This window comes from Lacinutrix neustonica (assembly GCF_026625145.1).
Taxonomy (GTDB): Bacteria; Bacteroidota; Bacteroidia; order Flavobacteriales; family Flavobacteriaceae; genus Lacinutrix; species Lacinutrix neustonica.
The window spans coordinates 230,596-255,044 of sequence record NZ_CP113088.1 but is presented as its reverse complement, the minus strand read 5'-3'; the positions used below and the strand labels follow the sequence as shown (position 1 = coordinate 255,044).

Sequence of the window (24,449 nt, the reverse complement as noted above, 5' to 3'; positions counted from 1 at the left end):
TTATTAAGTTTACAGCATCTACAGAAAAGTGTAATAAAGAAAAGACCATGCTCAAAATTTTTAGAATTATCGCCTTTTTAGAAGGTATTTCATATCTTTTATTAATGTTAGCCGCACTTTACAAACGCATGCCTTCCGGAGATGATGCATTCGTTAAACTATTAGGTATGCCTCACGGCTTGTTGTTTGTGGCCTACATTGCTTTAGCTGTTTTTTTAAGAGCAACGTATCAATGGAATGCTAAAACATTTGTCATCATCTTGTTAGGATCTTTAATTCCTTTTGGAACCTTCTATGTGGACCATAACTATTTAAAACCACTGGCAGAGAAAAAAGGTTTATAGAAAACGAGTCCATTATTTTAACCTATTTTTAATGTATTCTATTTCTGTTTTGCCATGCGGTTTGACGTTACCTTTAGCATCTAAATTTACCATCACAATTTTCTCTAAGGTAATAATGGCTTCCCGCGTCATCATGTTGCGTACTTCGCAACGTAAGGTTAATGAGGCAGTTCCAAATTTAACCACTTCGATACCTATTTCTATAATGTCTCCGGTTTTGGCTGAACTTTTAAAATCTATTTCTGCAATATATTTTGTAACTACATGTGCATTTTCAAGTTGAACAACAGCATACAGCGCTGCTTCCTCATCAATCCATGCTAATAGTCTACCACCAAACAAGGTTCCGTTTGGATTTAAATCTTCTGGTTTTACCCATTTTCTAGTGTGAAATCTCATATGTTAAAATAAGTTTTTTTGTGTATTATTTAAATGATCATTGGGAATTGTTAATTCAGACCCCAATGCTGCATTAAGTCTTTTTATAAAATAAGCAGAAAGTAATGGGGACTCCACCTCTTTATTTTGATGAATAAAAAAATCAATTTCTTTAATGCCTTGAGTTTTCCATTGTTTCAGCCTTAGCACCCAATCATCAAGACGTGAATAATCGCTGTCATGATTCGCACCAACATACCTAACAAAAGCCGTGCTATTGGTTAAACGCATATGCATAACATCTCTTCTTCCAGCTGAATCTACAATGATATTCGAAACATTATTTGTTTCTAACAGCTGATATAAATCTGCTGCAATTTTTTCATCATTATACCAATTAGTGTGTCTAAATTCTACTGCCAACGGAATGGTTTTTGGCCAATTTTCAACAAAATGAACTACTCTATCAAAATCTTTTGGTGAAAAATTATTGTGCATTTGTAGGAATACTGTTCCTAATTTTTCTTTCAGATTAGAAGCGTTATACAAATAATTCTGCACGATAACTTCTGTATCTTGCAAGCGTTTCCAATGACTAATTTCTTGATTTAATTTAGGGAAAAACTTAAAATTTGGAGGTGTTTTATTGTACCATGTCGCGAACTGCTCTGCTGGAAAAATCCTGTAAAATGTAGCATTAAATTCTATCGCATTAAATTGCGTAGAATAATACGCTAATTCGTCTTTAGTGCCTCTAGGATAAAACCCTTTTAGATCTGCCCTATTCCATTTAGCGCAACCCACATAAATATCTCGGCAAACCCACTGCTTTTGTTAAACCTAATACGCGCTGCGTGTCCTTATGGTCCGGTGGTAGAGTGAAATCTACCAATTCGGATGTTCAACACTTCCAAATTTCATTTTGGTATCATTTTAGTGTTAAAGATAATTGTTCATAACACGGTTAACAAGAAAAATACGAATCAAAATTCAGTGTGTCCTTAATTAATATTTTTATATAAACTTATAATTATGATAACCTCTAGAGATCACCAATTATTAGCCTTAAGACCTGTAATTTCATCACTACGGATTACGGATAACATGAGTCATGAAGAACGTTTTCAAAACACGACATTGAGACCCATTATTAAATTACAAAATGATTTGTTAATTGAAGTCTTTAAAAACTACATTGCGAAACATAAAAATGTATTTTATCAACTCACTTTAGAAAGACGCCTCCACTATATTGAAAACGCCATACAAAAAGACATTAAATTTAGAAACGCATTAAAAGGTATGGTGATTGGTCAGTTCACCACGGTTGAATACCTCACCTATATTGAAAATTCTTCTGCTTTAAATAAGCGAATGATGACTATTGTTAAACAACGACTACAAAACAATATACAATTGTTTGAAACGTCAGACATTTTAAAGGCTGTATAATTAAACGCATCAATGACAACTAAACAAAAACTTTTGCAATACTGTTATGCGCATGTAGAACTACGCATTACTGATTATAAAAATGAAATAGAATTAATCAAGGACGCTATCGAGAGTAACCAAGGCAGTGCCGATGATGAAGACAGTGGCAACGGTAAATTGCTGAATGATTTAGAGAAAAACACAGGGTATCTTAATGAAGCTAGAAAAACTCATGAATATCTCAAGCAAGTGAAAATTAATTTACTATCTCCTCATGTTGCGTTGGGTAGTTTAGTGAAAACTAACACCTTACATTTTTTTATTTCTATAAGCTTAGGAAGAATAGATTTAGATGATGAAAGTTATTACGCGATTTCATTGCAATCTCCCATTGGTCAACTTTTGAAACAAAAAACTAAAGGAGACAACTTTGAATTTAAAGACAATAAATACACTGTTATTGAGGTGATTTAATTTTTGAGACTGATCCAAATACGACTCAAAACTTTAATTTTACAAAGATTAAAACGCTTTTATCAATCATTAACAGCGCATATCTCAACCTCTTTTAATCTTTAATTGTTGAAACCCCATTAAGATCTGTCGTTAAAACAGCACTCATGTAGTTAAAAAACGGACGTATGGTTTTAAAATTATTACTAACGGTTTCGGCAAAACCAGGAGCTATAACGTCTTTATTACTGAGTTTTTTAACGAAAATAAACTGTTTTCGTCGTATTAAATCTATGGCACTATGCGCTTTATCAAAACCTTTTGGAGCCGTTTTTAATTCTTCTCCAACTAAATCCCCCCAAATCGATTGTAATGTGTTATCATTTATGATATCTCGAATCTCACTATCATCCACTTCAAACTCTTTTCTAATTCTCAATAAATCTTCTTTTTCCGGATTCCAAAAACCAACTGCCATAAAATTATTATCTCGGCTCAATTTGCAAATAATACCCCCCTCTAAATCTGGGTTTTGTTCTATGAAAGGCTACGCCAAAATTATTTTTATAAGGTTGTTTGTTTTTAGAAAAGCGAACATCTCTATAAATTCTAAACAGCTTCATTTTCTCCAAATCATCATGACGTTGTAGGTGCTTGTAAATATCGGTAGTTATGATCTTTACTTCTTTCATGACCCTTTCATATTCAGACTTATTATCTGCAAACCATTCACGATTATTATTATTTTTTAATTTTTCTAGAAAATTTAAAACTGTTTTTACACCCATTATATACTTTATTTGAAGTCTGAAAATATAAAAGTCTCGATTGGTATCGAGACTTTATTATAAATAAAAACGGTTCTTTAATCTACTGCATCTTCAATATCATCTGCCATGTCTTCTACAGCATCTTCTGCTTTGCTTTCCTCTCTACACGATGTTAACACTGTTGAAAGAGAAAATAGTACTAAAAATAAATAAGATAATTTTTTCATAATAATTTAATTTTAAAGGTTGATTATTCATTAAATATAGTAATATATGAGCATTATTTTTGCTTCTAAACTAAATAAACCTTGTTTCATATATCACTATAGTAGATGTTAATTTATTATTTCTTTAGCCCACCTCTTAATAGAGATAGAATAAAAAGAACAATAAAAATAAAGAAAAGGATTTTAGCAATGCTTGCTGCTCCACCAGCAATTCCTCCAAATCCTAGAATTCCTGCAATGATTGCAATAATAATAAATGTAATAGTCCAACGTAACATAGTTTTAGTTTTTTAATGGTTAATAATTGTATTTAAAAATCTGGATTAGACCTTAGTATTAGTCATCCATAGTTTTAGATAAACTTAAATGGTTGTCAAATTGTAAGGTCCTAATTGGGAATGGGATATTGATATTTTCTTTATCAAAAGCTTTTTTAATCTCTATAATAGCGGTGCTTTTGGCTTTAATTTGTTCTAAGACACTTTTACCCTCAATCCAAAATCTACATAAAAAATTTATTGAACTTCCGCCAAACTCTTCGTAATAAAATTCTACTTCATCTCGGAGATTCAATATGATTAAATGTTTGTGATATGGTTTCTTTAGACAAAGTCCTAACACGTTCTAAATCTGATTCATAGCCTACACCACATCTTAGCATAACTCTCATTCTTGTAGTTAAAGAATAATTTTTTAATGGGCTCTCAAGTATTGATTTGTTAGGAATCATAACCATATTATTATCGGCCTCTTTAACCACAAAATTTTTTAAACTAATTTCTACTACTTCACCGTAAAACCCGTTCGTTTCAACCCAGTGTCCCAACTCAATGCTTTTTCTAAAGCTTAAAACGACTCCTGCAAACGTGTTACTCAGTGTCCCTTGCAAAGCAAGACCGATAACCAAGCCGTGAAACTCCAGCAGCCCCTATTAAAGTTTCAAGTGTTTTGCTTAAGTTTAAAACACCCAAAGCCAAAAATAAACCAACTGCTATTACCAAAACAGCAGAAATCTTTGTAATGATGTTTACAAGAGAATCTTGATTTACTTTTTTTGACACCAATTTGCCAACAAAACGAGAAATATATCTTGAAATGTAATAGAACACTACTAATACAAGCATTGCTATTACAAGATTGGGTATGCTCTTTATAAAAGCATTAAGCCATCCTATTAATTTTTCTGATAAAAGCTCTAGTGCTTTGCTGAATTCGTCTGACATAATAATTTTGAAGATTAAATTTAGTTTTATTAAAAAATCTGTTTTGCTTCAAAAGCATTAACTTTTAACTTCATCCCTTTTAAGTTGATCATTGGTGTTTTTTGACCAGGCGTTAAGCATCCAGCTTGTTTTTTCCAGCTCTCTAATATATGCCCCAATTAAATCTATGGTGCCTTCATCTCCTGCGGCATTTGCTTTCTCTATGATTTTACTCATTTGTTTAAGTATTTTTTTATGATCACTAAGTAACTCTAATATCATTTCCTGATCCGTAATCAAGCCTGACACCTCTTTTATTGAAGAAATTTTTAAATAATCACTAAAATTACTCACGGGATGGTGTCTCAAGGTTAAAATACGTTCTGCAATTTCGTCGATTTTTAACTTTGCATCATTATACATGGTTTCGAATTGAACATGTAGATCGAAAAAATTTTTTCCTAGAATGTTCCAATGAAAACTTCTCAATTTCTGATAGTAAACATTATAATTTGACAGTAGTGCATTTAATTCAACTACAACTGGAATTAGTTTTTCGTCCGGTATATTTAAGTAACTCATGGTCGTTTGCTTTAGTGGTTTTGTTTAACTACTACGAAACTACTACTAAACAGAACTGTCGAGAAATAGTTTAACCACCTTTAACAAATACCTAAACGTATTAACTTAAATTATGTTAACGAATTTAAGTCTATGTTAAATAAATTAACAGGCATTACTCAAAGTCTACAGATTTTAAAATTAAACCCGAAGCTGGAGCGATATAGTCCATTCTAATCGTATTGTTAGGTTCTAAGGATTGTTTTATATGGGCTAAAGTAAGTTTCCCTTTACCCAAATCTATTAATGTCCCCATCATTAAACGGATTTGATTTCTCATAAAACCTTTACCTCTAATTTTTAAAAGATAACTCACTTCGGAAAGAAATTTGCCGTATAAATGGTGTTTTCTATAATTTCACAGGTTAAAATTTCGCGATTGTAAATTCCATTATTTGATGGTTTATAACAATATGTTTTTAAATAGTGCTGCCCTTCAAATAGTTTCGCCCCCTGTTTCATCATGTCAATATCCAAATCATCAAGGATAGTTGTCAATATAGGTGCACAAAACGGATGAAATTTTTCCCCGAAAGCAAATAAATATAAATACTCTTTTACTTTTGGATTGTTTATAATATTAAAATCGGCATCCACTTCTTTTATTGTCAAAGCACGAATATCCTGAGGCAGATTGGTATTAAACAGACTTAAAAACGCCTCTAAATCTTCTAGCGGTTCATAAAGAAAAAGCTCTATAGCGGTTTCTTCAGCAGAGACCATAGCATCCGTTCTGCCGGAGGCTAAACTTTTAAAACGTTTGCCCTCTAAGATAAAATTAAACGTACGATCTACCATAAGATGTAAGGTTTTTACATCTCGGTTGCTTTTGCCAGCCGTGAAAACGATAGCCTAGATATTGAATAGTAATGAGGTAAAAATACTTTTTTTGCATAGTTTAAAAATGGATTTTCGAAAATAATCTATTCAGCCACATATGCCAAAATTTTTATACATTGTATTCTTATTAACCAATTATAAACTCAATTATGACAGAATTATCAAAAATTAAACCACCAATGTGGTTTTGGATTGTAAGTGTTGTTGCTCTTGTTTGGAACATTTTAGGTATAGGTGCTTTTTTTGCTCAAATAAGCATGACGTCAGAAATAATGGCGAATTTACCACAAGAGCAACAAGACATATATGCCAATTTACCATCTTGGTACACCTTTGTATTTGCCATCGCTGTATTCGCTGGAACATTAGGCAGCATGGCGTTACTGCTGAAAAAAAAATGGGCTTACCTCATATTACTTATTGGAGCTATAGCCGTAGTAATACAAATGAGTTATATCGTTTTTGGTCTCAATAAGGCTGATGTTATGACCCCTATAATAATTATCGTCGCTTTTGCTCTAGTATATTTTTCAAAATATGCCACAAAAAAAGGCTGGTTAAATTAAAATCCTTTAAAAGCATCAGAAATTCACTGGTGCTTTTTTATTTTTCCCGTCCTTTCAAGACGTTTACAACATCATTGAGCTTAAAGCCTTTGGCTTGTAATAACATTAAATAATGAAACAACAAATCTGCACTTTCATTTAAAAAAAGATGATCATCATTATCCATGGCTTCTATAATCACCTCTACGGCCTCTTCTCCTACTTTTTGAGCGATCTTATTGATTCCCTTTTCGAATAAGGAAGCGACATATGATTGTTCCCCGGTAGCATTCATTCTACGGTCTTCAATAGTGCTTTCCAGTTTAGAAATAAAACCAAAATTTTCATCGTTTTTTTCATCCCAACAGGTATCGCTTCCCTTGTGACACGTGGGGCCTTTTGGATTTACTTGAATGAGAAGCGTGTCGTTATCGCAATCCAACTTCAAATCAACCAAACTTAAAACGTTACCACTTTCTTCTCCTTTAGTCCATAAACGCTGCTTGCTCCGGCTAAAGAAAGTAACCAATTTAGTCTCTTTTGTTTTCTCAAGCGCTGCTTCATTCATATAGCCCAACATTAAAACATTTTTTGTTGTTGCGTCTTGAATGATAGCAGGAATTAAACCCTCCATATTTTTACTATAATCTATATTCATTGTAATTTTTTTTTCGATTTACTTACGATTTTCTTGTACTTTTTTTATGTAAAGCATAATAAATACTTTTGCTTGATGATCACACACATTGGAATTGGTTTTGTGAAATTTAAAGCCTAACCGCTATATTATTATTCCGTAATTCTTCTTTTAGTTCTAAAATAGGAATCTCTCCAAAATGAAACACGCTTGCCGCCAATGCTGCATCTGCCTTCCCTATTTCAAAGGCATCAACAAAGTGTTGGATAGTCCCTGCACCTCCCGAAGCAATAATAGGTATGTTTAGTGCATTCGATAGCTTTGCCAATGCGTCGTATGCAAAACCCATTTTTGTCCCGTCATTATTCATTGACGTAAATAAAATTTCACCAGCGCCTCTTGTTTCAACTTCTTTTGCCCAATCGAATAAATTCAATTTGGTAGGAATGCTTCCCCCAGCTAAGTGCACCATCCATTCTCCTGCTATCTGTTTCGCATCAATAGCCACCGTAATGCATTGATTTCCGAACTTATTGGATAATTCATTAATGAGTTCGGTCTTTTAATTGCTGAAGAATTAATAGAAACCTTATCTGCACCGGCTTTTAATAATCGGTCTACATCTTCTATAGATGAAATGCCGCCACCAACCGTAAAAGGAATATTAACTTGTTCTGCAACAGATAATACCATTTCTAAAGTTGTATTTCTACCTTCCAATGTTGCCGAAATATCGAGAAATACGAGCTCATCTGCTCCTTTTTCAGCATACTGTTTGGCAAGTGAGACAGGATCACCTGCATCAATTAAATTTACGAAATTAACCCCTTTAACAGTTCTTCCGTTTTTAATGTCTAGGCATGGAATGATTCGTTTTGTAAGCATCTTATAAAAAGCGTTGTAGTTGTTGTAAGCTGATTTTGTTTTCGTAAATCGCTTTACCAATAATCACGCCTTCACAGCCCATTTCTCTTAATTTTGGTAACTCGTCAATAGTTGAAATTCCTCCGAAGCAATCAACTTTATTGTTTGACCGTCACTATGACTACATTCTGCAATGATTTTTTGATACAATTCAAAGGAAGGCCCTTCCAACATCCCGTCCTTAGCAATATCTGTACAGATAACATATTTAATCCCTTTTTTCTGATAGTCTTTTACAAATGGTATCACTTCTAAATTACTTTCCATCTGCCAACCACTAATGGCTATTTTTTCGTTATTACAGTCGGCTCCCAATATAATTTTTTGTGCTCCATATTTGGACACCCAACCTTCAAATGTTTCTCTATCATTAACGGCAATACTCCCTCCTGTGATTTGTTTAGCGCCGAATTAAAGGCTATATGCAAATCTTCATTCGTTTTCAATCCACCACCAAAATCAATTTTAAGGTCGGTTTTGCTTGCTATTTGCTCTAAGACCCGGTGATTAACAATGTGTTTTGCTTTCGCTCCATCTAAATCTACTAAATGCAAATATTGAATGCCTGCCCCTTCAAATTCCTTAGCAACTTCTAACGGGTTTTCATTGTATATTTTTTTAGTGTCGTAATCTCCTTTGGTAAGTCTTACACATTTACCATCGATTATGTCTATTGCTGGTATTATTCTCATCGTTTTTATCCCCATAAAACGGGGGAATCTAATTAAATTAATTATTATTTTTCAAAAACAACACGATTGTACACAGTGTTGCATTCTCTTATTTTTTTTTATTAAATTCTAAAACATACTTTAGACAAACCTACTAAAGCGTCAAAAAATTCTTTAAAATTTGGGCTCCTGCAATACTACTTTTTTCAGGATGAAATTGGACTCCGTAAAAATTATCTTTTTGCAAAGCGGAGGCATAATCAAATTCGTAATATGTAGTAGCTATAGCCTCTTCACACGGTTCTGCATAAAAACTATGCACCAAATACATGAAAGCGTCTTCCTCTATGCCTTTAAATAATTCTGATTTTAAATTTGAAATCGTATTCCATCCCATTTGTGGTACCTTGACTGCATGAGAAAACCGTTTTATATCCACATCAAAGATACCTAAACCATTGGTATTACCTTCTTCAGAATGCTTACACATGAGTTGCATACCCAAACAAATACCTAAAACAGGTTGTGTTAGCGTAGGGATTAGCACGTTTAATCCTGAGTCTTTTAACATCTGCATGGCATTGCTCGCCTCGCCAACACCGGGGAAAATGATACTGTCTGCTGCTTTTATTTCATCCGGATTATTAGATAAAATGGCATCCACACCTAAGCGTTTAAAAGCAAATTGAATGCTTTTAATATTTCCTGCACCGTAATCTATTATTACTAATTTCATTTAAAACTTTTATTATCATTTTCGTGTCAACGAAAAATTTTAACCTTTTATATTCCTTGTAGACCCCACATTACATGGAGAATACCTAAGAGATTTAAAGCATTCCTTTAGTACTTGGTAAAATCATTTTTTCTACATCCCGCTTAACTGCCATTTTAATAGCTTTTGCAAATGCCTTGAATATCGCTTCAATTTTGTGGTGTTCATTACTACCTTGCGCTTTAATATTTAGGTTGCATTTTGCCCCGTCTGTAAAGGATTTGAAAAAATGAAAAAACATCTCGGTTGGCATCTTACCAATCATTTCTCTTTTAAATTCGGTTTCCCACACCAACCAGTTCCTGCCTCCAAAATCTATTGCCACTTGAGACAAACAATCATCCATTGGTAAACAGAATCCGTAACGCTCAATACCCAACTTATCACCCAAAGTTGCAGCGAATACTTCACCTAAAGCAATGGCTGTATCTTCAATAGTATGGTGTTCGTCAACTTCTAAATCACCATCTACTTTAATGATTAAATCCAATTGACCGTGGCGTGCAATTTGGTCTAACATATGATCGAAAAATGCTATACCGGTATCAATCTCACTTTTACCGGTTCCGTCCAAATTTAAATCAATTTGAATCTTGGTCTCGTTTGTGTTTCGGGTAACGCTACCTGTACGTTCTTCCGTTTTTAAAAACTTATAAATCGCTTCCCAATCATTACTTTCTAATGCGATAAAATCGTTTAAAGCCTCACGTTTTACAGTGATCTCATCTGTTCCCAAATGTGTATTATCGTTTATAAAAATCCCTTTGGAACCTAAATTTTTAGCCAGTTCTATATCTGTTAAACGGTCACCTATCACAAAAGAATTTTTTAAATCATACTCTTCTGTAAAATATTGCGTCAACAACCCAGTATTTGGTTTGCGAGTGGGCGCGTTGTCTTTTGCGAACGTTCTGTCTATAAATTGTTCTTTAAAAACAACCCCTTCAGCTTCAAAAGCTTTTAAAATAAAGTTGTGCACTGGCCAAAACGTGTTTTCGGGATACACCTCGGTCCCTAAACCATCCTGATTGGTAATCATCACAAGTTCAAAGTTTAAGTCTTTAGCGATTTTACTTAAATATTGAAATACTTTGGGATAGAATTCTAATTTTTCGAACGCATCAATTTGTTCGTCTGCCGGCTCTTTTATAATCGTTCCGTCTCTATCTATAAATAATACACGTTTCATCTACAATACTTTTAATGTTTCAATCAATTTATTATTTTCACTACTTGTCCCTACGGTAAATCGCAAACAATTTTCACACAGGGGTTGATTGGTTCTATTGCGAATCACAATCCCCTTAGTTATTAATTGTTCATATCTTCTTTGGGCATCATCGACTTTTACTAACAAAAAATTAGCATCTGAAGGGTACACCTTTTCAACAAAATGAATAGGCTCTAATTCTACTATTAGTTTTTCTCGCTCTTCTTTTAAAACCGTAATCTCATGGTTTACTTCAGCCATAACACTCAAGCGTTCTATTGCTTTTTGTTGGGTTAACTCATTAACATTATACGGCGGCTTAATTTTTTTTAAGGTCTCAATAATTTCAACAGAAGCATAGCAAATACCAAGTCTAATTCCTGCCAAACCGTATGCTTTTGAAAGTGTCTCGGGTCACTACTAAATTTGGAAACTCATGTAATCTACTCCCCCAGCTTTCTTCATTAGAAAAATCTATATAGGCTTCATCAATCACAACGACACCTTCAAATGCTTTTAAAAGACTTTCTATTTTTGAAGCGTCAAAACTATTGGCCGTTGGGTTGTTTGGCGAGCACAAAAACAAGATTTTAGACTTGTTATTTGAAGCCGCGATAATCGCATCCACTTTAGGCTGAAAACCATTGGACAACGCCACGTTTATAACGTCAATGGCATTTGTATTTGCCAAGACTTCATACATCCCGTATGTTGGCGGTAATGTGATCACATTGTCTTCATTGGGTTCACAAAAAGCTCTGAAGATTAAGTCTAAAACTTCGTCACTCCCATTACCAAGTAGTATGTTTTCTGTTGATATGCCCTTGATTTTAGACAGTAACTGTTTTACTTTTAATTGGTGCGGATCTGGATAGCGATTCATACCAGTATTAAACGGGTTTTCATTAGCATCAAGAAACACCATGTCTTGAGTTTCGCTATTGTATTCATCGCGCGCTGAAGAATAGGGTTTTAACGCATTTATGTTCTTTCTCACTAAGGCGTTTAAATTAAATATCTTTTCCATTACTGCGTTTTTTTAACTTGGAGCACGTGGCCTGCATTTCGATTAACTGTAGACCTTAAATTATTCATTTTTTAAATCTTTTAAGCGTATGGAAACTGCATTTTTATGTGCTTGTAAGCCTTCAGCTTCTGCCATCAATTCAATAGTATTCCCAATGGTTAATAGCCCTTCTTTTGATATTCTCTGAAACGTAATACTCTTTGTGAAACTATCTAAATTGACTCCTGAGTACGCTTTACTAAACCCATTGGTTGGTAAGGTGTGATTGGTTCCCGAAGCATAATCGCCTGCGCTTTCTGGCGTATAATTACCAATAAACACGGATCCTGCGTTGCTAATGTTGTTAATAAATAAATCTTCATTTTTACAACATATTATAAAATGCTCAGGGCCATATTCATTAATTAGTTCTAAAGCTGTAGTCTCCTCCTCAACGTAAATTAATTTAGAGTTTTCAATCGCTTTTGCGGCCATCGCTTTTCGGGAAGTACCGCTAACTGAGCATCAATTTCTTTTGACACCGCTGCTATTAATTTGTGTGATGTTGAGACTAAAATAACCTGACTATCACTACCATGTTCTGCCTGGCTTAATAAATCGGAAGCCACGTAGGCTGCATTTGCGGTATCATCTGCAACCACTAATAATTCACTAGGCCCTGCAGGCATATCTATTGCCACTCCAAATTTTGTAGCCAATTGCTTTGCAACAGTAACAAACTGATTACCTGGTCCGAAAATTTTATACACCTGAGGCATATTCTCAGTACCAAAAGTCATTCCCGCAATTGCTTGAATACCACCAACCTTTATGATTTTTGTGACACCACATAATTGAGCAGTGTACAAAATTTCATTCGCGATTTTACCTTCTTTATTTGGCGGAGAACACAAGACGAGCTCTTTGCAACCTGCGATGTTTGCCGGTGTGGCCAACATTAAAACCGTAGAGAATAAGGGTGCGGTACCTCCTGGAATATACAATCCTACTTTTTCAATTGGTCGTTTTTCTTGCCAACAGGCAATACCGGGCATCGTTTCTACATAAACTTTCTCTGTTTTTTGAGCGTTATGAAAGGTTTCTATGTTTGACTTTGCTTTTTTAATGGCTTGCTTCAAGGCTTCGGAATCTTACTCCCGCAGTCTTCTATTTCTTTTGAAGAGACGACATTAGACTCTAAATTCACCCCATCAAACAACTGCGTATACTTCGCAATGGCGCTGTCCCCATTTCTTTTTACATCATCGAAGATTTGATTAACCGTGGTTTCAATATCATCTACCGTTTGTGTTGGACGCTTTAAAAGCTCTGCCCAATCTTTCTTTTTTGGATTGTTTATAATGTTCATTAGAGTACCATTTTTTCTATTGGACAAACTAAAATGCCTTGTGCACCTTTTTCTTTAAGTTCATCAATGACTTCCCAAAATTGATTTTTATCAATGACTGAATGCACAGAGCTCCAACCCGCTTCTGCCAAAGGTAAAACCGTTGGGCTTTTCATGCCTGGTAGGACATTTATGATCTCTTCGAGTTTGTCATTTGGTGCATTTAATAGCACGTATTTAGAGTTTTGACCTCTTAAAACCGATTGAATTCTAAATTGTAATTTTTCTAAAAGCTTTTGATTGTCCTTTGAAATATTGGGAGAAACAGCTAAAACGGCCTCAGATTTTAAAAGGACTTCTACTTCTTTTAATCCATTTTTAAATAAGGTACTTCCACTTGAAACAATATCACAAATGCCATCAGCCGAGACCAATATTAGGCGCTATTTCTACTGAACCATTAATAATATGTAATTGAGCAGTCATGTTGTTCTGCTCTAAAAACTGATTCACCGTATTGGGATAAGAAGTCGCGATGCGTTGGCCTTCTAAATCTTTTAAACACTTCGCTTTAGAGGCTTTAGGAACAGCAATAGACACGCGACATTTTGAGAAGCCCAAACGTTCGGCAATAACTAACTCCTGCCCTTTTTCTATGAGCACATTCTCTCCAATGATCGCAACATCGACCACTCCGTCTCTTAAATATTGTGGAATGTCCCCGTTTCTAAGATAAAAAACTTCTAAGGGAAAATTAGCTGCGGCGGCTTTTAATTGGTCTTTACCATTGTCTATTGAAATGCCAATGTCTTTAAGAAGCGCCATGGAATCTTCATTTAAGCGCCCTGATTTTTGAACTGCAATTTTTAATTTACTCATAATGATTCCCGAGAAAGCGGGGTCTTTTATTAAATTTGAGCAAAATCAAAAAAGGTTAAAAATAAAAAACCCGCTTGATTCGCTCAAACGGGTTTAAAAATATGTTGATTTTATTCAATACACTTTCAGCTCGCTTGATGGCAAGTATGAAAATGATGATGATGTGATTGAATAAAGTTCATTTTGTTTTTGTTCTTTACAAAGATTGTAAAATAATTATTACAAATCCTAGTCTTTTATAATAATTTTATTGGTTGCCTAAAATAATTGGTAATCCGAATCTCCGAACCGATAACCACAATTTTACTGTTTGGTGATTCTGCTAATTTCATTGTGGCATCAATACCTTTATCTTGTAGAATTTTATCGGTTAAAGACGCACTTAAGATACGGTTCGATTCTGCTTTTCCTTCAGCTTCAATAATTACTTTTTCAGCCTCTTTAGCAGCAGTTACCAGTCTAAATTCATATTCTAAGGATTCCTGCTCTTGTTTTAGTTTACGTTCAATAGCATCTTTAATGGTTGCTGGTAACGTTACGTCTCTAACCAAAACATCATTAAGAATAATATACTGATCATCAAGAATTTTCTTTGTTTCATCAAAAATTTCATTTTGAATAATATCCCTTTTACTAGAATACAGTTGCTCCGGTGTATAACGACCAACGACACTTCTTGCTGCCGATCTCAATGCTGGTTTAATAATACGGTCTAGGTAATCTGCCCCTTTTTCTTGGTGCAATTTCCCTAAATCTACTGGATTTGGCATATACCAGGCCGTAGTTTCTAATATAATATCTAATCCATTTGATGATAATACTTTCATTTTCTCAAAAAGTTCTTGTTGACGTACTTCGTAAACAATCACTTTGTTCCAAGGTGCCACAATATGAAATCCTTCGCCTAAAGGTGGTTTGTTTGTAACCACACCATTGTCAAATGTTTTATAAAGTACACCCGCTTCTCCTGAGCCAATGGTTACTGCCGATTTTGCTAAAATAATAACAAGTATAATAAATCCTATAATAATTGGTATTCCTATTTTTGGTAATCTTTCCATGTGCTATTTTTTGTTTAAATTAATCCGTTATATTTTCTTAGAAACCACTCAATGGCTAAGGCTAAGACGATTAGGCCTAATAAGTATTTCCAATCGATTAAAGGTACAATATTTTTACTGCTTTTTTGGATTGGCTTAAAGCGATTGTCATTAATTAAATTGTCAAAAAGTGATGTATAATTGTTAATAAAATAGCTTTGCCCTTGACTGTGAGTCGCTAACCGCTTTAATTTGGCCACATCGGCATTCAAAAACTGCTGCTCTACATTATACTCTAAAATTTTAAAGTTTCCTGCCTTTGAAATGTTTTCGCTTGTTGCTTTTACTGTAAAACTATAGTCTGAAGCTGGTAAACTACTTAAATCGACTTGATAATTATTGTTTTTAAGAATCAAAGGAATGGTTCGTGACTGCTTTGTCAACTTATCTGTTACCGTAATATTCAAATTCTCACTGGTATCAAACTCATAATTTTTATTAAAAAACTGTGCTGAGATATTGACATTATTATTGCCTTGATAAAACGATTCATAATCCAAATTCAGCCTGTTTTTTCTCTTGTTAGATGACAGATACTGAACCAGTTTGCCTAAAAAATTATCAAACCCCATAAAGTTCTTATCGTTTACAAAACTTTGCGCTCTCCACTTCCAAATGTTTTCACCTAACAGAATCGCCTCTCGTTTACCATTGGTTTCAAAAGTGGCTAACAGCGGTTGCTTGGTCCGGAGGCTTCCTAATTTTTTATAAAGAATTGTTTCATGCGGAACAGAAAACTCAAGATCTCCAAAGGCGGAATGCAAAGGAGGGAACGATTCAAAATTTAAATCATCAACGATAAAAGTATTATAGTTTGTGTTTAAAGTCGCTTGATACTCTTCTTTTACACTATTAATATCTTGTTGATAATTCCGGCTTACTGTGTTTAAAAACCGCCAATCGGTTTTAGGTCCCGCGATAATAAATTGATTTTTATTTTGAAGCTCTAATGCCTCGAACAAAATTTTAAATGTCTGGTTTGGTTGATACAGGATAACGAGTTGAAAGTCATCTAAATCCTTTATTGCTTCCTGTGGTTTTAATAAGACCACTTGCCGCTGTTCATTACTTTCGATACTCTTTTTCAAAGCCCCTAAATCCGGGTGTAAAACACTACTTACTATCGCAACATTTGTTTTTTCATCAATGACTTCTACTGCGAAATTCCTACTATTATTACTCTTGTTTTTTTCGCTTACTACTGGATAAATGGTAGCGCGATAGGTTTTTACGCCAACACTGTTAGCTGGTAAAGTGAAGTTAAGAATTTGTGAATTATCAACTTTGCTCAACGTGATGGGTTTTGAGAACACTGTAGTATTGCCGAAGTCACTACAACTTTAGTATTGACAGTCTCGTCTCCATTATATATCACAATCGTTTCTACAGGAAACCTGTTTTTTAAAAAAGCATATTTATTAACGTTAAGTTGCTTGATTTTTAAATCGACATACGTTGTTGTATCCCCTACTACAACAGGATAAACCGGTTGCTTATATTGCTTTGCAGAATACTCGTAATCATTACCGTAGGTTTGATTACCATCTGTTATTAAAACGGTTGGCGCTATGGTGTTTTTATATATCTGATTGAGCGCACTAAAGACTTTGTCTATGTTTGTTTGTTCTTCAGTAAAATGTAGTGAGTCATTCGTACTTAGAACGCTACCAAAAGAAAATACATCAATATTGAATGCTTTATTTAATGCTTCGTTGTTTTTAATAGCTGCTACAATCTCCGAGACCGATTCTGCTTGTTTTAAATGCGGAATAGACTTAGAGTTGTCTACCGCAACGACCAAATTAGGCTTCTCATTATAAACCGTGACTTGTTCAAATTCGGGATTAATAAGTAGCAATAAAACCCCAAAAACGCTTATAAAACGTAAAAAAGCAAAAAGACCATTCTTTTTAGAATCGCCTTTTGCTTTGTACTTATATTGGAACCATGCTAATAAAAGCGCGAGGGTTCCAGCTAGAATGATAAATATGAGTGTTTGTAAAGACAATGGCTATTACATATTATTTAATTTAAATGAACTGAAAAACTTTTTAATATCTTCATTTTCATCATTTTCACTTAAGCAAATAGTCTGAATAGCATATAAGGCATTGTTTTTTACATACATATTCATATACATAAAAGCCCCTTGCACTTCAATTTTAGCCTCCCGGCCCGGACTACCATTTAATTCCGTTTTATTAGCATAAACAAGTTTTCCTTGCACGTTACCAACCGCTCCATCTACAGAACCATCTAACATAGTTTGAACATCACTCTCCTCAAGCTTATCTCGGATTGACAGGGTATTCAGTATGAATAACCATATACATTAGGTTACTACTCCCCTCGTAAACAGAAGCATCGACCATAAACATACGCATCGTTAGATCGCCAACTTCTGTTGGCACCTCTTGCTCCATTGTTTTTGGCTCACCAGGTAAATCTACACTGAAATTAAAGTCTTTATTATGGTAAGTCGTCCAATCTTGCGAAAAAACAACCGTATTTATAATAAGTGCTAACACTAGTAAAATGCTTTTCATTTGCTTTAGTTTTAGTTTAAATTTTAAGTTAACATGCCTCCATCTACGTTTATGGTTTGCCCAGTGACATAAGCAGACATATCACTAGCTAAGAACACACAAACATTGGCAATATCTTCACGTGTACCACCACGTTTTAAAGGAATAGCATTTCTCCAACTTTTCACTGTTTCTTCATCCAATTTAGCAGTCATTTCAGTTTCTATAAATCCAGGCGCAATCACATTACTTCTAATATTTCTAGATCCTAGCTCTAAAGCTACCGATTTTGAAAAGCCAATAATTCCTGCCTTAGACGCTGCGTAATTGGTTTGTCCTGCATTTCCTTTAACACCAACAACCGAACTCATATTAATGATTGAGCCTTTGCGTTGTTTAAGCATGGTGCGTTGTACCGCTTTTGTCATGTTGAATACAGACTTCAAATTCACTTCAATTACAGCATCAAAATCTTCTTCACCCATTCGCATTAAAAGATTGTCTTTTGTAATCCCGGCATTATTAACTAATACGTCAATACTTCCAAACTCTTTTAATACTACTTCAGCTAATTCTTGAGCCTCATCAAAACTTGCCGCGTTACTCTTATATCCTTTCGCTTTTACTCCTAAAGCGTTTAATTCTTTTTCTAATTCATTAGCTGCTTCAACTGAAGAACTATATGTAAAGGCTACATTTGCACCTTGTTGTGCAAAAACTTCCGCTATACCTTTACCAATGCCACGACTTGCGCCTGTGATTATTGCTGTTTTACCGTCTAAAAGTTTCATTAATTTTCTTTAATTTATTAGTCGTTCAAATATAGTAATTACAATGAGTATTAAATAAAAAACCTCATAATTTGTTTTCAATTATGAGGTTCTATTGCAATTACCCGCCTTATTAAGGGCGCCAAAATAGCTGTCGTTTTATAGTTCTAATTTTTTATAATTAAATAAACAGCATGTCTACCTAATTTTGTGAAGTGTACAAACGCAATCTGGTAGATTTATAATTTATATATCATTAAAACCGAAGACATCTAGTTGTTCTGTGGTATTATAAGCCTTTGTGTTGTCACTCTCGGTTTTGCAACTAAAATAGTAGCAAAAATAAAAAGCATACCACCAGCCTTAAGTGCTTCATTTTTGGTTATTTATTGATCAAAAAAAAGTTCGTTAACTAAAAGACAGTCAACGAACTAATAACGTTTCTAAATTATATTTTTTTAACAGGGAAAATCCTATTATTAAAATGTTATCCTAAAACTTCTTTTACTTTCTTACCTATTTCAGCAGGTGAATCTACCACATGAATACCACAAGCTCTCATGATTTCTTTTTTAGCTTGGGCTGTATCATCACTACCTCCAACAATGGCTCCAGCATGACCCATTGTACGACCTGCAGGTGCTGTTTCTCCAGCAATGAAACCAATAATTGGTTTTTTACTGCCACTTTCTTTATACCAGTTAGCTGCGTCTGCTTCTAATTGGCCTCCAATTTCGCCAATCATAACCACACACTCGGTTTCCGGATCATTAATTAACAATTCAACAGCTTCTTTAGTCGTAGTTCCAATAATTGGATCTCCACCAATACCTATGGCAGTAGTAATTCCTAACCCTTGCTTTACCACTTGGTCTGCTGCTTCATAGGTTAATGTTCCTGATTTTGAAACAATACCAACTTTTCCTTTTTTGAAAACAAAACCTGGCATAATACCAACTTTTGCTTCCCCTGGTGTGATAACACCTGGACAGTTAGGTCCTATCAAACGACACGCTCTTCCTTTTATATAATTTGAAGCTTTGATCATATCTGCCACTGGAATGCCTTCAGTAATACAAATAATTACTTTTATTCCAGCATCTGCAGCTTCCATAATAGCATCTGCAGCAAAAGCAGGTGGCACAAAAATAATACTTGTATCTGCTCCCGCTTTTTGAACCGCTTCTTCAACAGTGTTGAAAACAGGCCTGTCTAAATGGGATTGCCCTCCTTTTCCTGGAGTCACTCCACCAACAACATTTGTTCCATATTCAATCATTTGTTCAGCGTGAAAAGTCCCTTCACTACCTGTAAAACCTTGAACTATTATTTTTGAATCTTTGTTTACTAAAACGCTCATTTGTTTAATTTTTGTCCCATTGTCTTTTAGACATTTCCTTAAAGGAAATCAAAATGGAGTTGTTTTTATTTAATTCGCCACAAAAGTAAGTTTTTGATAGCGATTTTTTAAATCTATTTTAAATTTTTATTTCCGAAAATGAAGATATGCCCTTAGGATTATCATCGACCAATTGACTTATCTCCCAGCATTTATATAATTTTTTATTCTTAACTTCCCAAATAGAGATAAAATGCGCTAAAGCATCTTCTTTATGAGGCGTTTCAATGCTTGTGGTATATATTGTATATCCGGCAGTTACCGTATTTCCATCCTCTAATAAATGACTTAGTTTGTATTTGAAAGACAAAAATGATTGACGCACACTTAGCAACATGTCACTAATCTCATTGTAATTCAGCTCGGTAAACCCCTTGCTACTACTCCAATGCATCACACACCCTTTGTGTATCATGTCTATCGCGGTATCTTCTTTTGCTAAATCTAAGCTATAAAAGGCTTTAACTATTTCTTTTGCAGACATCTACTTGCTTTTTAATTGATCAATAATATTAGGGATTTGCTTGACATACGCCAGTTCCTTTAATTTCACTCTAGATTCTTCAATAGGAGTCCCAAAATAACTTTTACCTCCTACAACAGATTTTGTTACTCCGGTTTGACCAAGAATTACTGCTTTTTTACCAATGGTGATTCCACTGTTGGTACCCACTTGCCCCCAAATAGTCACTTCGTCTTCTATAACGCAACAGCCAGCAATACCAACCTGAGAGGCTATTAAACATTTTTTACCTATGATGGTATCGTGCCCCACTTGAATTTGATTATCCAATTTAGACCCCGCTCCAATAGTTGTATCCCCTGTAACTCCCTTATCAATAGTACATAAAGCGCCAATATCGACATGGTCTTCAATCACGACGCGTCCGCCGTAAATTAATGGATCGAAACCCGTAGGTCTGTTTTTATAATAAAAAGCACTAGCGCCCAGTATAGTCCCGGAATGGATGGTAACATGGTTTCCAATCACGGCGTCATCATAAATCGTGACGTTGGCATGTATAACACAATTATCACCTATCGTAACATTGTTACCAATAAAGCAATTGGGTTGTATGATGGTGTTTTTCCCGATTTTTGCTGAAGGAGAAATGCTCACATTCGCGCTTTGAAACGGTTTAAAATATTGCGTTAATAAATTGAAGTCCCTAAACGGATCATCACTAATTAATAAAGCCTTCCCTTCAGGGCAGTCTACTTCTTTGTTTATTAAAATAACTGTTGCTGCAGACTGTAGTGCTTTATCGTAATATTTAGGGTGATCGACAAAAACAATATCCCCAGTTTCGACGACATGAATCTCGTTCATTCCAAAAACCTGAAAATCGTCTGCGCCAACATAATTACAATTTATAATTTGTGCTATTTCCTTGAGAGTATGTGATTTAGAGAATTTCAATGAAAATTATTCTTTAACACGTTCTTTATAAGTTCCTTTATCGGTTTCAATTTTAATTTTATCTCCTTCATTAATAAATAAAGGGACATTTACCTCTGCTCCTGTTTCCATAGTAGCTGGTTTAGTGGCATTAGTTGCCGTATTTCCTTTAACCCCTGGCTCTGTAGCAGTAACTTCTAAAACCACACTTGCAGGTAGGTCTACTGAAAGCGGCATGTTATCTTCAGTATTAATTAATACGGTAACCACCTCACCTTCTTTCATTAACTCCGGCTTATCTAAAGCCGCTTCTAACAAACGAATTTGAGTATAATCTTCCTGATTCATGAAATGGTAAAACTCCCCATCATGGTATAAGAACTGAAATTTATGCGTTTCCACACGAACATCTTCAATCTTATGTCCTGCAGAAAAGGTATTGTCTAAAACTTTTCCATTCGTAACACTTTTCATTTTTGTTCTTACGAATGCTGGGCCTTTTCCTGGCTTCACATGTAAAAATTCAATAATTTTATAAATATCATTATTATATTTGATACATAATCCGTTTCTAATATCTGAAGTACTCGCCATAATTTTTATTTTAATTTTTAATTTGATTTGAAGTAACCTTTCATAATCCCTCGGTGAGAATTTTTGATAAACTGCAGTATTTCATCACGCTCAGTGGTTGCTTCCATTTCTGCTTCAATGATGTTTGAAGCTTGCGTAGTGTTATAATTTTTTTGATATAATATTCTGAATATTTCCTGAATCTCTCTTATCTTATCTGTTGTATATCCTCTTCGTCTCAAGCCTACAGAATTAATACCCACATAAGACAATGGCTCACGCCCAGCCTTTACAAAAGGCGGTACATCTTTTCTTACTAACGACCCTCCCGTAACAAAGGCATGATTACCAATAGAACAAAATTGGTGAACGGCTGTCATTCCAGCCAATACCACATAATCTCCAACATTAATATGACCTGCTAAGGTGCTGTTATTCGAGAAAATACAATTATTACCAACCACACAGTCGTGTGCAATATGGCAATATGCCATAATCAAGCAATTGTTACCAATAACCGTTTTCATCCGGTCTGTCGTACCACGATTAATGGTAACACACTCTCTAATAGTAACGTTATCTCCTATTTCGGTAGTGGTATCTTCATCATTAAATTTTAAATCTTGAGGCACTGCAGAAATAACTGCGCCTGGAAAAATATTACAGTTTTTACCTATACGAGCACCTTCCATGATGGTAACATTACTACCAATCCAAGTGCCTTCACCAATAGTAACATTATTAGAAATTGTTGTAAAAGGCTCAATCACTACATTTTTAGCAATTTTAGCTCCTGGGTGTACGTATGCTAGGGGTTGATTCATTTTTATAATATAATTTTTTAATTGGTAAAAATGAGTTTGCATTTTAAAGGTTTTACTTCATAGAGAAACCTGTGATATGCTCTGTTCATTTTAATAGTACTCCTTTATTAATTGGTGACAACGTATTCGCAATTTAGTGTTTTACTTCTAAAAAATATAATGCGACACCGGTACTGTTGTTTTTAAGATTATTTTACTTTTGTAATTTGCGCCATTAGCTCAGCTTCAGCACAAAGTTTACCATTTGCGTATGCATATCCTTGCATGTGGCAAATACCGCGTCTTATTGGTGTAATGAGAGAACAATTGAAGATTAAAGTGTCACCAGGGACCACTTTTTGTTTGAACTTCACTTTGTCTATTTTCATAAAAAACGTTAAATAATTTTCAGGATCTGGAACTGTACTCAATACCAATATACCTCCTGTTTGTGCCATCGCTTCAACTATTAAGACTCCTGGCATAACTGGAGCTCCTGGAAAGTGTCCTGCGAAAAACGGCTCATTCATTGTCACGTTTTTCATTCCAACCACTTTGTTTTCCGAAAGTTCAAAAATTTTGTCAATTAATAAGAACGGCTGTCTGTGAGGCAGCATGTCCATAATTTGATTCACATCCATTACAGGTGTTTGGTTCAAATCAACCTCGGTACATTATTTCTTCTTTCGTTTTTAATAATTTTTGAAAGTTTCTTTGCAAACTGTGTATTGATGTAGTGGCCTGGTTTATTGGCTATCACTTTTCCGCGAATACGTGTCCCTACCAAAGCCAAATCACCAATAACATCTAACAATTTATGTCTTGCTGCCTCGTTAGGGTGGTGCAACGTTAGATTATCAAGAATACCATTTGGCTTTACAGAGATACTATCTTTACCAAAGGCAATTTTTAGTTTTTCCATAGTTTCAGGAGACAATTCCTTGTCCACATAAACTATAGCATTATTCAAATCACCTCCTTTAATGAGACCGTGCTCCAACAATGATTCTAATTCATGTAAAAAACTAAAGGTTACGGAATCTGAGATATGTTCTTTAAACTCAGATAAATGGTTTAGCGTTGCATTTTGAGTGCCAAGAACCTTGGTTCCAAAGTCTACCATAGTAGTAACTTGATATTCCTTTGATGGCATTACTAAAATTTCACTTCCCGTATCCTCATCTGTATAAGAAATAACATCTTTGACCACGTACTCTTCACGATAGGCTTCTTGTTCCACTATCCCTGCCCTTTCAATAGCCTCTACAAAAAACTTAGAAGAACCATCCATAATTGGAGGTTCGGCACTATCGAGTTCAATTATGGCATTGTCAATATCCGGACCAGTAAATGCTGCAAGCACATGTTCACAGGTTTGAATAATGACTCCGTTTTTTTCTAAACAGGTGCCACGTTGAGTATTGGTGACATAGTTGACATCTGCTTCAATAATAGGATTTCCTTCTAAATCTATACGTTTAAAAGCGAAACCTGTATTTACAGGCGCCGGTTTAAATGTTAGCGTTACTTCATTTCCAGTGTGTAAACCAACACCTTTTAAAGACACTTCTTTGTCTATGGTTTTTTGTTTTATGTCTGAATTAACTATCGCCATT

The 24,449-nt window shown here is 34.6% G+C and carries 26 protein-coding genes and 9 pseudogenes; 4 read left to right on the top strand and 31 right to left on the bottom strand.

All coding sequences use genetic code 11. From position 1 onward, the window contains the following. The first annotated feature begins 47 nt into the window (after positions 1–47). On the top strand, positions 48–344 hold the full coding sequence (locus N7U66_RS01360; protein ID WP_267676994.1) for a DUF3817 domain-containing protein: 297 nt from the start codon (positions 48–50) through the stop codon (positions 342–344). Between the two features lie 12 nt (positions 345–356). On the opposite strand, the gene N7U66_RS01355 is transcribed toward N7U66_RS01360, so the two are convergent. Together N7U66_RS01355 and N7U66_RS01350 are read right to left on the bottom strand one after the other, a co-directional pair. Then, on the bottom strand, positions 357–743 hold the full coding sequence (locus N7U66_RS01355) for an acyl-CoA thioesterase (RefSeq protein WP_267676993.1): 387 nt from the start codon (positions 741–743) through the stop codon (positions 357–359). A 3-nt stretch (positions 744–746) separates the two neighbouring features. Beyond that, a pseudogene (locus N7U66_RS01350) lies at positions 747–1,643 on the bottom strand (DUF72 domain-containing protein). A 114-nt stretch (positions 1,644–1,757) separates the two neighbouring features. Between N7U66_RS01350 and N7U66_RS01345 the strand changes: the two are divergent. Together N7U66_RS01345 and N7U66_RS01340 are read left to right on the top strand one after the other, a co-directional pair. Then, complete coding sequence (locus N7U66_RS01345) at positions 1,758–2,174, top strand: glyoxalase (RefSeq protein WP_267678592.1); 417 nt, start codon at positions 1,758–1,760, stop codon at positions 2,172–2,174. A 12-nt stretch (positions 2,175–2,186) separates the two neighbouring features. Then, positions 2,187–2,630, top strand: coding sequence for a hypothetical protein (locus N7U66_RS01340; protein ID WP_267676991.1), 444 nt, complete (start codon positions 2,187–2,189; stop codon positions 2,628–2,630). Between the two features lie 94 nt (positions 2,631–2,724). On the opposite strand, the gene N7U66_RS21225 is transcribed toward N7U66_RS01340, so the two are convergent. From N7U66_RS21225 to N7U66_RS01310, 9 genes and pseudogenes are all read right to left on the bottom strand, one after another. Then, positions 2,725–3,087, bottom strand: coding sequence for a DUF2461 family protein (locus N7U66_RS21225; RefSeq protein WP_313791372.1), 363 nt, complete (start codon positions 3,085–3,087; stop codon positions 2,725–2,727). A gap of 7 nt (positions 3,088–3,094) precedes the next feature. Next, positions 3,095–3,397, bottom strand: coding sequence for a DUF2461 family protein (locus tag N7U66_RS21220; RefSeq protein ID WP_313791371.1), 303 nt, complete (start codon positions 3,395–3,397; stop codon positions 3,095–3,097). A gap of 77 nt (positions 3,398–3,474) precedes the next feature. Beyond that, on the bottom strand, positions 3,475–3,606 hold the full coding sequence (locus N7U66_RS01330; protein ID WP_267676990.1) for a hypothetical protein: 132 nt from the start codon (positions 3,604–3,606) through the stop codon (positions 3,475–3,477). Between the two features lie 116 nt (positions 3,607–3,722). Further along, entirely contained in the window at positions 3,723–3,884 is a 162-nt protein-coding gene (locus N7U66_RS01325; protein ID WP_044397776.1) for a DUF1328 family protein, read from the bottom strand. Between the two features lie 58 nt (positions 3,885–3,942). Further along, positions 3,943–4,179, bottom strand: coding sequence for a mechanosensitive ion channel family protein (locus N7U66_RS21215; protein WP_313791370.1), 237 nt, complete (start codon positions 4,177–4,179; stop codon positions 3,943–3,945). Further along, positions 4,163–4,432 carry a mechanosensitive ion channel domain-containing protein gene (locus N7U66_RS21210; protein WP_390886612.1) on the bottom strand — a complete coding sequence of 90 codons (270 nt, stop codon included), beginning with the start codon at positions 4,430–4,432 and terminating at the stop codon, positions 4,163–4,165. The genes N7U66_RS21215 and N7U66_RS21210 overlap by 17 nt, the downstream gene beginning before the upstream one ends. A gap of 43 nt (positions 4,433–4,475) precedes the next feature. Then, positions 4,476–4,829: a mechanosensitive ion channel family protein gene (locus N7U66_RS21205; RefSeq protein ID WP_313791368.1), complete on the bottom strand. Its 354-nt coding sequence runs from the start codon at positions 4,827–4,829 to the stop codon at positions 4,476–4,478. A 57-nt stretch (positions 4,830–4,886) separates the two neighbouring features. Continuing rightward, on the bottom strand, positions 4,887–5,390 hold the full coding sequence (locus tag N7U66_RS01315; protein ID WP_267676989.1) for a Dps family protein: 504 nt from the start codon (positions 5,388–5,390) through the stop codon (positions 4,887–4,889). Positions 5,391–5,544: 154 nt separating this feature from the next. After that, positions 5,545–6,324 (bottom strand): annotated as a pseudogene (locus N7U66_RS01310) (tRNA pseudouridine synthase A). A gap of 94 nt (positions 6,325–6,418) precedes the next feature. On the opposite strand from N7U66_RS01310, the gene N7U66_RS01305 reads away from it, so the two are divergent. Then, on the top strand, positions 6,419–6,835 hold the full coding sequence (locus tag N7U66_RS01305) for a hypothetical protein (protein WP_267676988.1): 417 nt from the start codon (positions 6,419–6,421) through the stop codon (positions 6,833–6,835). 37 nt (positions 6,836–6,872) lie between these two features. Here N7U66_RS01305 and hisIE read toward each other — a convergent pair whose 3' ends face one another. From hisIE to N7U66_RS01210, 20 genes and pseudogenes are all read right to left on the bottom strand, one after another. Beyond that, positions 6,873–7,472, bottom strand: coding sequence for a bifunctional phosphoribosyl-AMP cyclohydrolase/phosphoribosyl-ATP diphosphatase HisIE (gene hisIE / locus N7U66_RS01300; protein WP_267676987.1), 600 nt, complete (start codon positions 7,470–7,472; stop codon positions 6,873–6,875). A gap of 109 nt (positions 7,473–7,581) precedes the next feature. Beyond that, positions 7,582–8,336, bottom strand: a pseudogene (gene hisF, locus N7U66_RS01295) (imidazole glycerol phosphate synthase subunit HisF). A 1-nt stretch (position 8,337) separates the two neighbouring features. After that, positions 8,338–9,067 (bottom strand): annotated as a pseudogene (hisA, locus tag N7U66_RS01290) (1-(5-phosphoribosyl)-5-[(5-phosphoribosylamino)methylideneamino]imidazole-4-carboxamide isomerase). A 133-nt stretch (positions 9,068–9,200) separates the two neighbouring features. Next, positions 9,201–9,782, bottom strand: coding sequence for an imidazole glycerol phosphate synthase subunit HisH (gene hisH, locus N7U66_RS01285; protein ID WP_267676986.1), 582 nt, complete (start codon positions 9,780–9,782; stop codon positions 9,201–9,203). A gap of 94 nt (positions 9,783–9,876) precedes the next feature. After that, the gene (gene hisB, locus N7U66_RS01280; protein ID WP_267676985.1) at positions 9,877–11,010 is read right to left on the bottom strand and encodes a bifunctional histidinol-phosphatase/imidazoleglycerol-phosphate dehydratase HisB; all 1,134 of its coding nucleotides are present in this window, start codon (positions 11,008–11,010) and stop codon (positions 9,877–9,879) included. After that, positions 11,011–12,058: pseudogene (gene hisC / locus N7U66_RS01275) on the bottom strand (histidinol-phosphate transaminase). It lies immediately after the preceding gene. Positions 12,059–12,118: 60 nt separating this feature from the next. After that, positions 12,119–13,406: pseudogene (hisD, locus tag N7U66_RS01270) on the bottom strand (histidinol dehydrogenase). After that, positions 13,406–14,264: pseudogene (hisG, locus tag N7U66_RS01265) on the bottom strand (ATP phosphoribosyltransferase). The pseudogenes hisD and hisG overlap by 1 nt, the downstream one beginning before the upstream one ends. Before the next feature lie 247 nt (positions 14,265–14,511). Then, positions 14,512–15,325: pseudogene (locus N7U66_RS01260) on the bottom strand (prohibitin family protein). Positions 15,326–15,339: 14 nt separating this feature from the next. Next, positions 15,340–16,656 carry a hypothetical protein gene (locus N7U66_RS21200; protein WP_313791367.1) on the bottom strand — a complete coding sequence of 439 codons (1,317 nt, stop codon included), beginning with the start codon at positions 16,654–16,656 and terminating at the stop codon, positions 15,340–15,342. Then, the gene (locus N7U66_RS21195) at positions 16,653–17,372 is read right to left on the bottom strand and encodes a hypothetical protein (protein WP_313791366.1); all 720 of its coding nucleotides are present in this window, start codon (positions 17,370–17,372) and stop codon (positions 16,653–16,655) included. The genes N7U66_RS21200 and N7U66_RS21195 overlap by 4 nt, the downstream gene beginning before the upstream one ends. 6 nt (positions 17,373–17,378) lie before the next feature. Next, positions 17,379–17,627, bottom strand: coding sequence for a hypothetical protein (locus N7U66_RS01250; RefSeq protein ID WP_267676984.1), 249 nt, complete (start codon positions 17,625–17,627; stop codon positions 17,379–17,381). Positions 17,628–17,652: 25 nt separating this feature from the next. Next, positions 17,653–17,910 (bottom strand): hypothetical protein, encoded by a 258-nt coding sequence (locus N7U66_RS01245; RefSeq protein ID WP_267676983.1) that lies wholly within the window; start codon positions 17,908–17,910, stop codon positions 17,653–17,655. A 23-nt stretch (positions 17,911–17,933) separates the two neighbouring features. Then, positions 17,934–18,680, bottom strand: a complete 747-nt coding sequence (gene fabG, locus N7U66_RS01240; protein WP_267676982.1) for a 3-oxoacyl-[acyl-carrier-protein] reductase — start codon at positions 18,678–18,680, stop codon at positions 17,934–17,936. Positions 18,681–19,146: 466 nt separating this feature from the next. After that, a complete protein-coding gene (gene sucD, locus N7U66_RS01235) occupies positions 19,147–20,019 on the bottom strand; it encodes a succinate--CoA ligase subunit alpha (protein WP_267676981.1) in 873 nt (290 codons plus the stop codon). Positions 20,020–20,137: 118 nt separating this feature from the next. After that, complete coding sequence (locus tag N7U66_RS01230; protein WP_267676980.1) at positions 20,138–20,542, bottom strand: nuclear transport factor 2-like protein; 405 nt, start codon at positions 20,540–20,542, stop codon at positions 20,138–20,140. Beyond that, entirely contained in the window at positions 20,543–21,478 is a 936-nt protein-coding gene (locus N7U66_RS01225; RefSeq protein WP_267676979.1) for a UDP-3-O-(3-hydroxymyristoyl)glucosamine N-acyltransferase, read from the bottom strand. A gap of 6 nt (positions 21,479–21,484) precedes the next feature. Further along, entirely contained in the window at positions 21,485–22,051 is a 567-nt protein-coding gene (efp, locus tag N7U66_RS01220; RefSeq protein WP_267676978.1) for an elongation factor P, read from the bottom strand. Between the two features lie 17 nt (positions 22,052–22,068). Continuing rightward, positions 22,069–22,854 (bottom strand): acyl-ACP--UDP-N-acetylglucosamine O-acyltransferase, encoded by a 786-nt coding sequence (lpxA, locus tag N7U66_RS01215; RefSeq protein WP_267678591.1) that lies wholly within the window; start codon positions 22,852–22,854, stop codon positions 22,069–22,071. A 188-nt stretch (positions 22,855–23,042) separates the two neighbouring features. Next, positions 23,043–24,448 (bottom strand): annotated as a pseudogene (locus tag N7U66_RS01210) (bifunctional UDP-3-O-[3-hydroxymyristoyl] N-acetylglucosamine deacetylase/3-hydroxyacyl-ACP dehydratase). Between the last annotated feature and the right edge of the window lies 1 nt (position 24,449).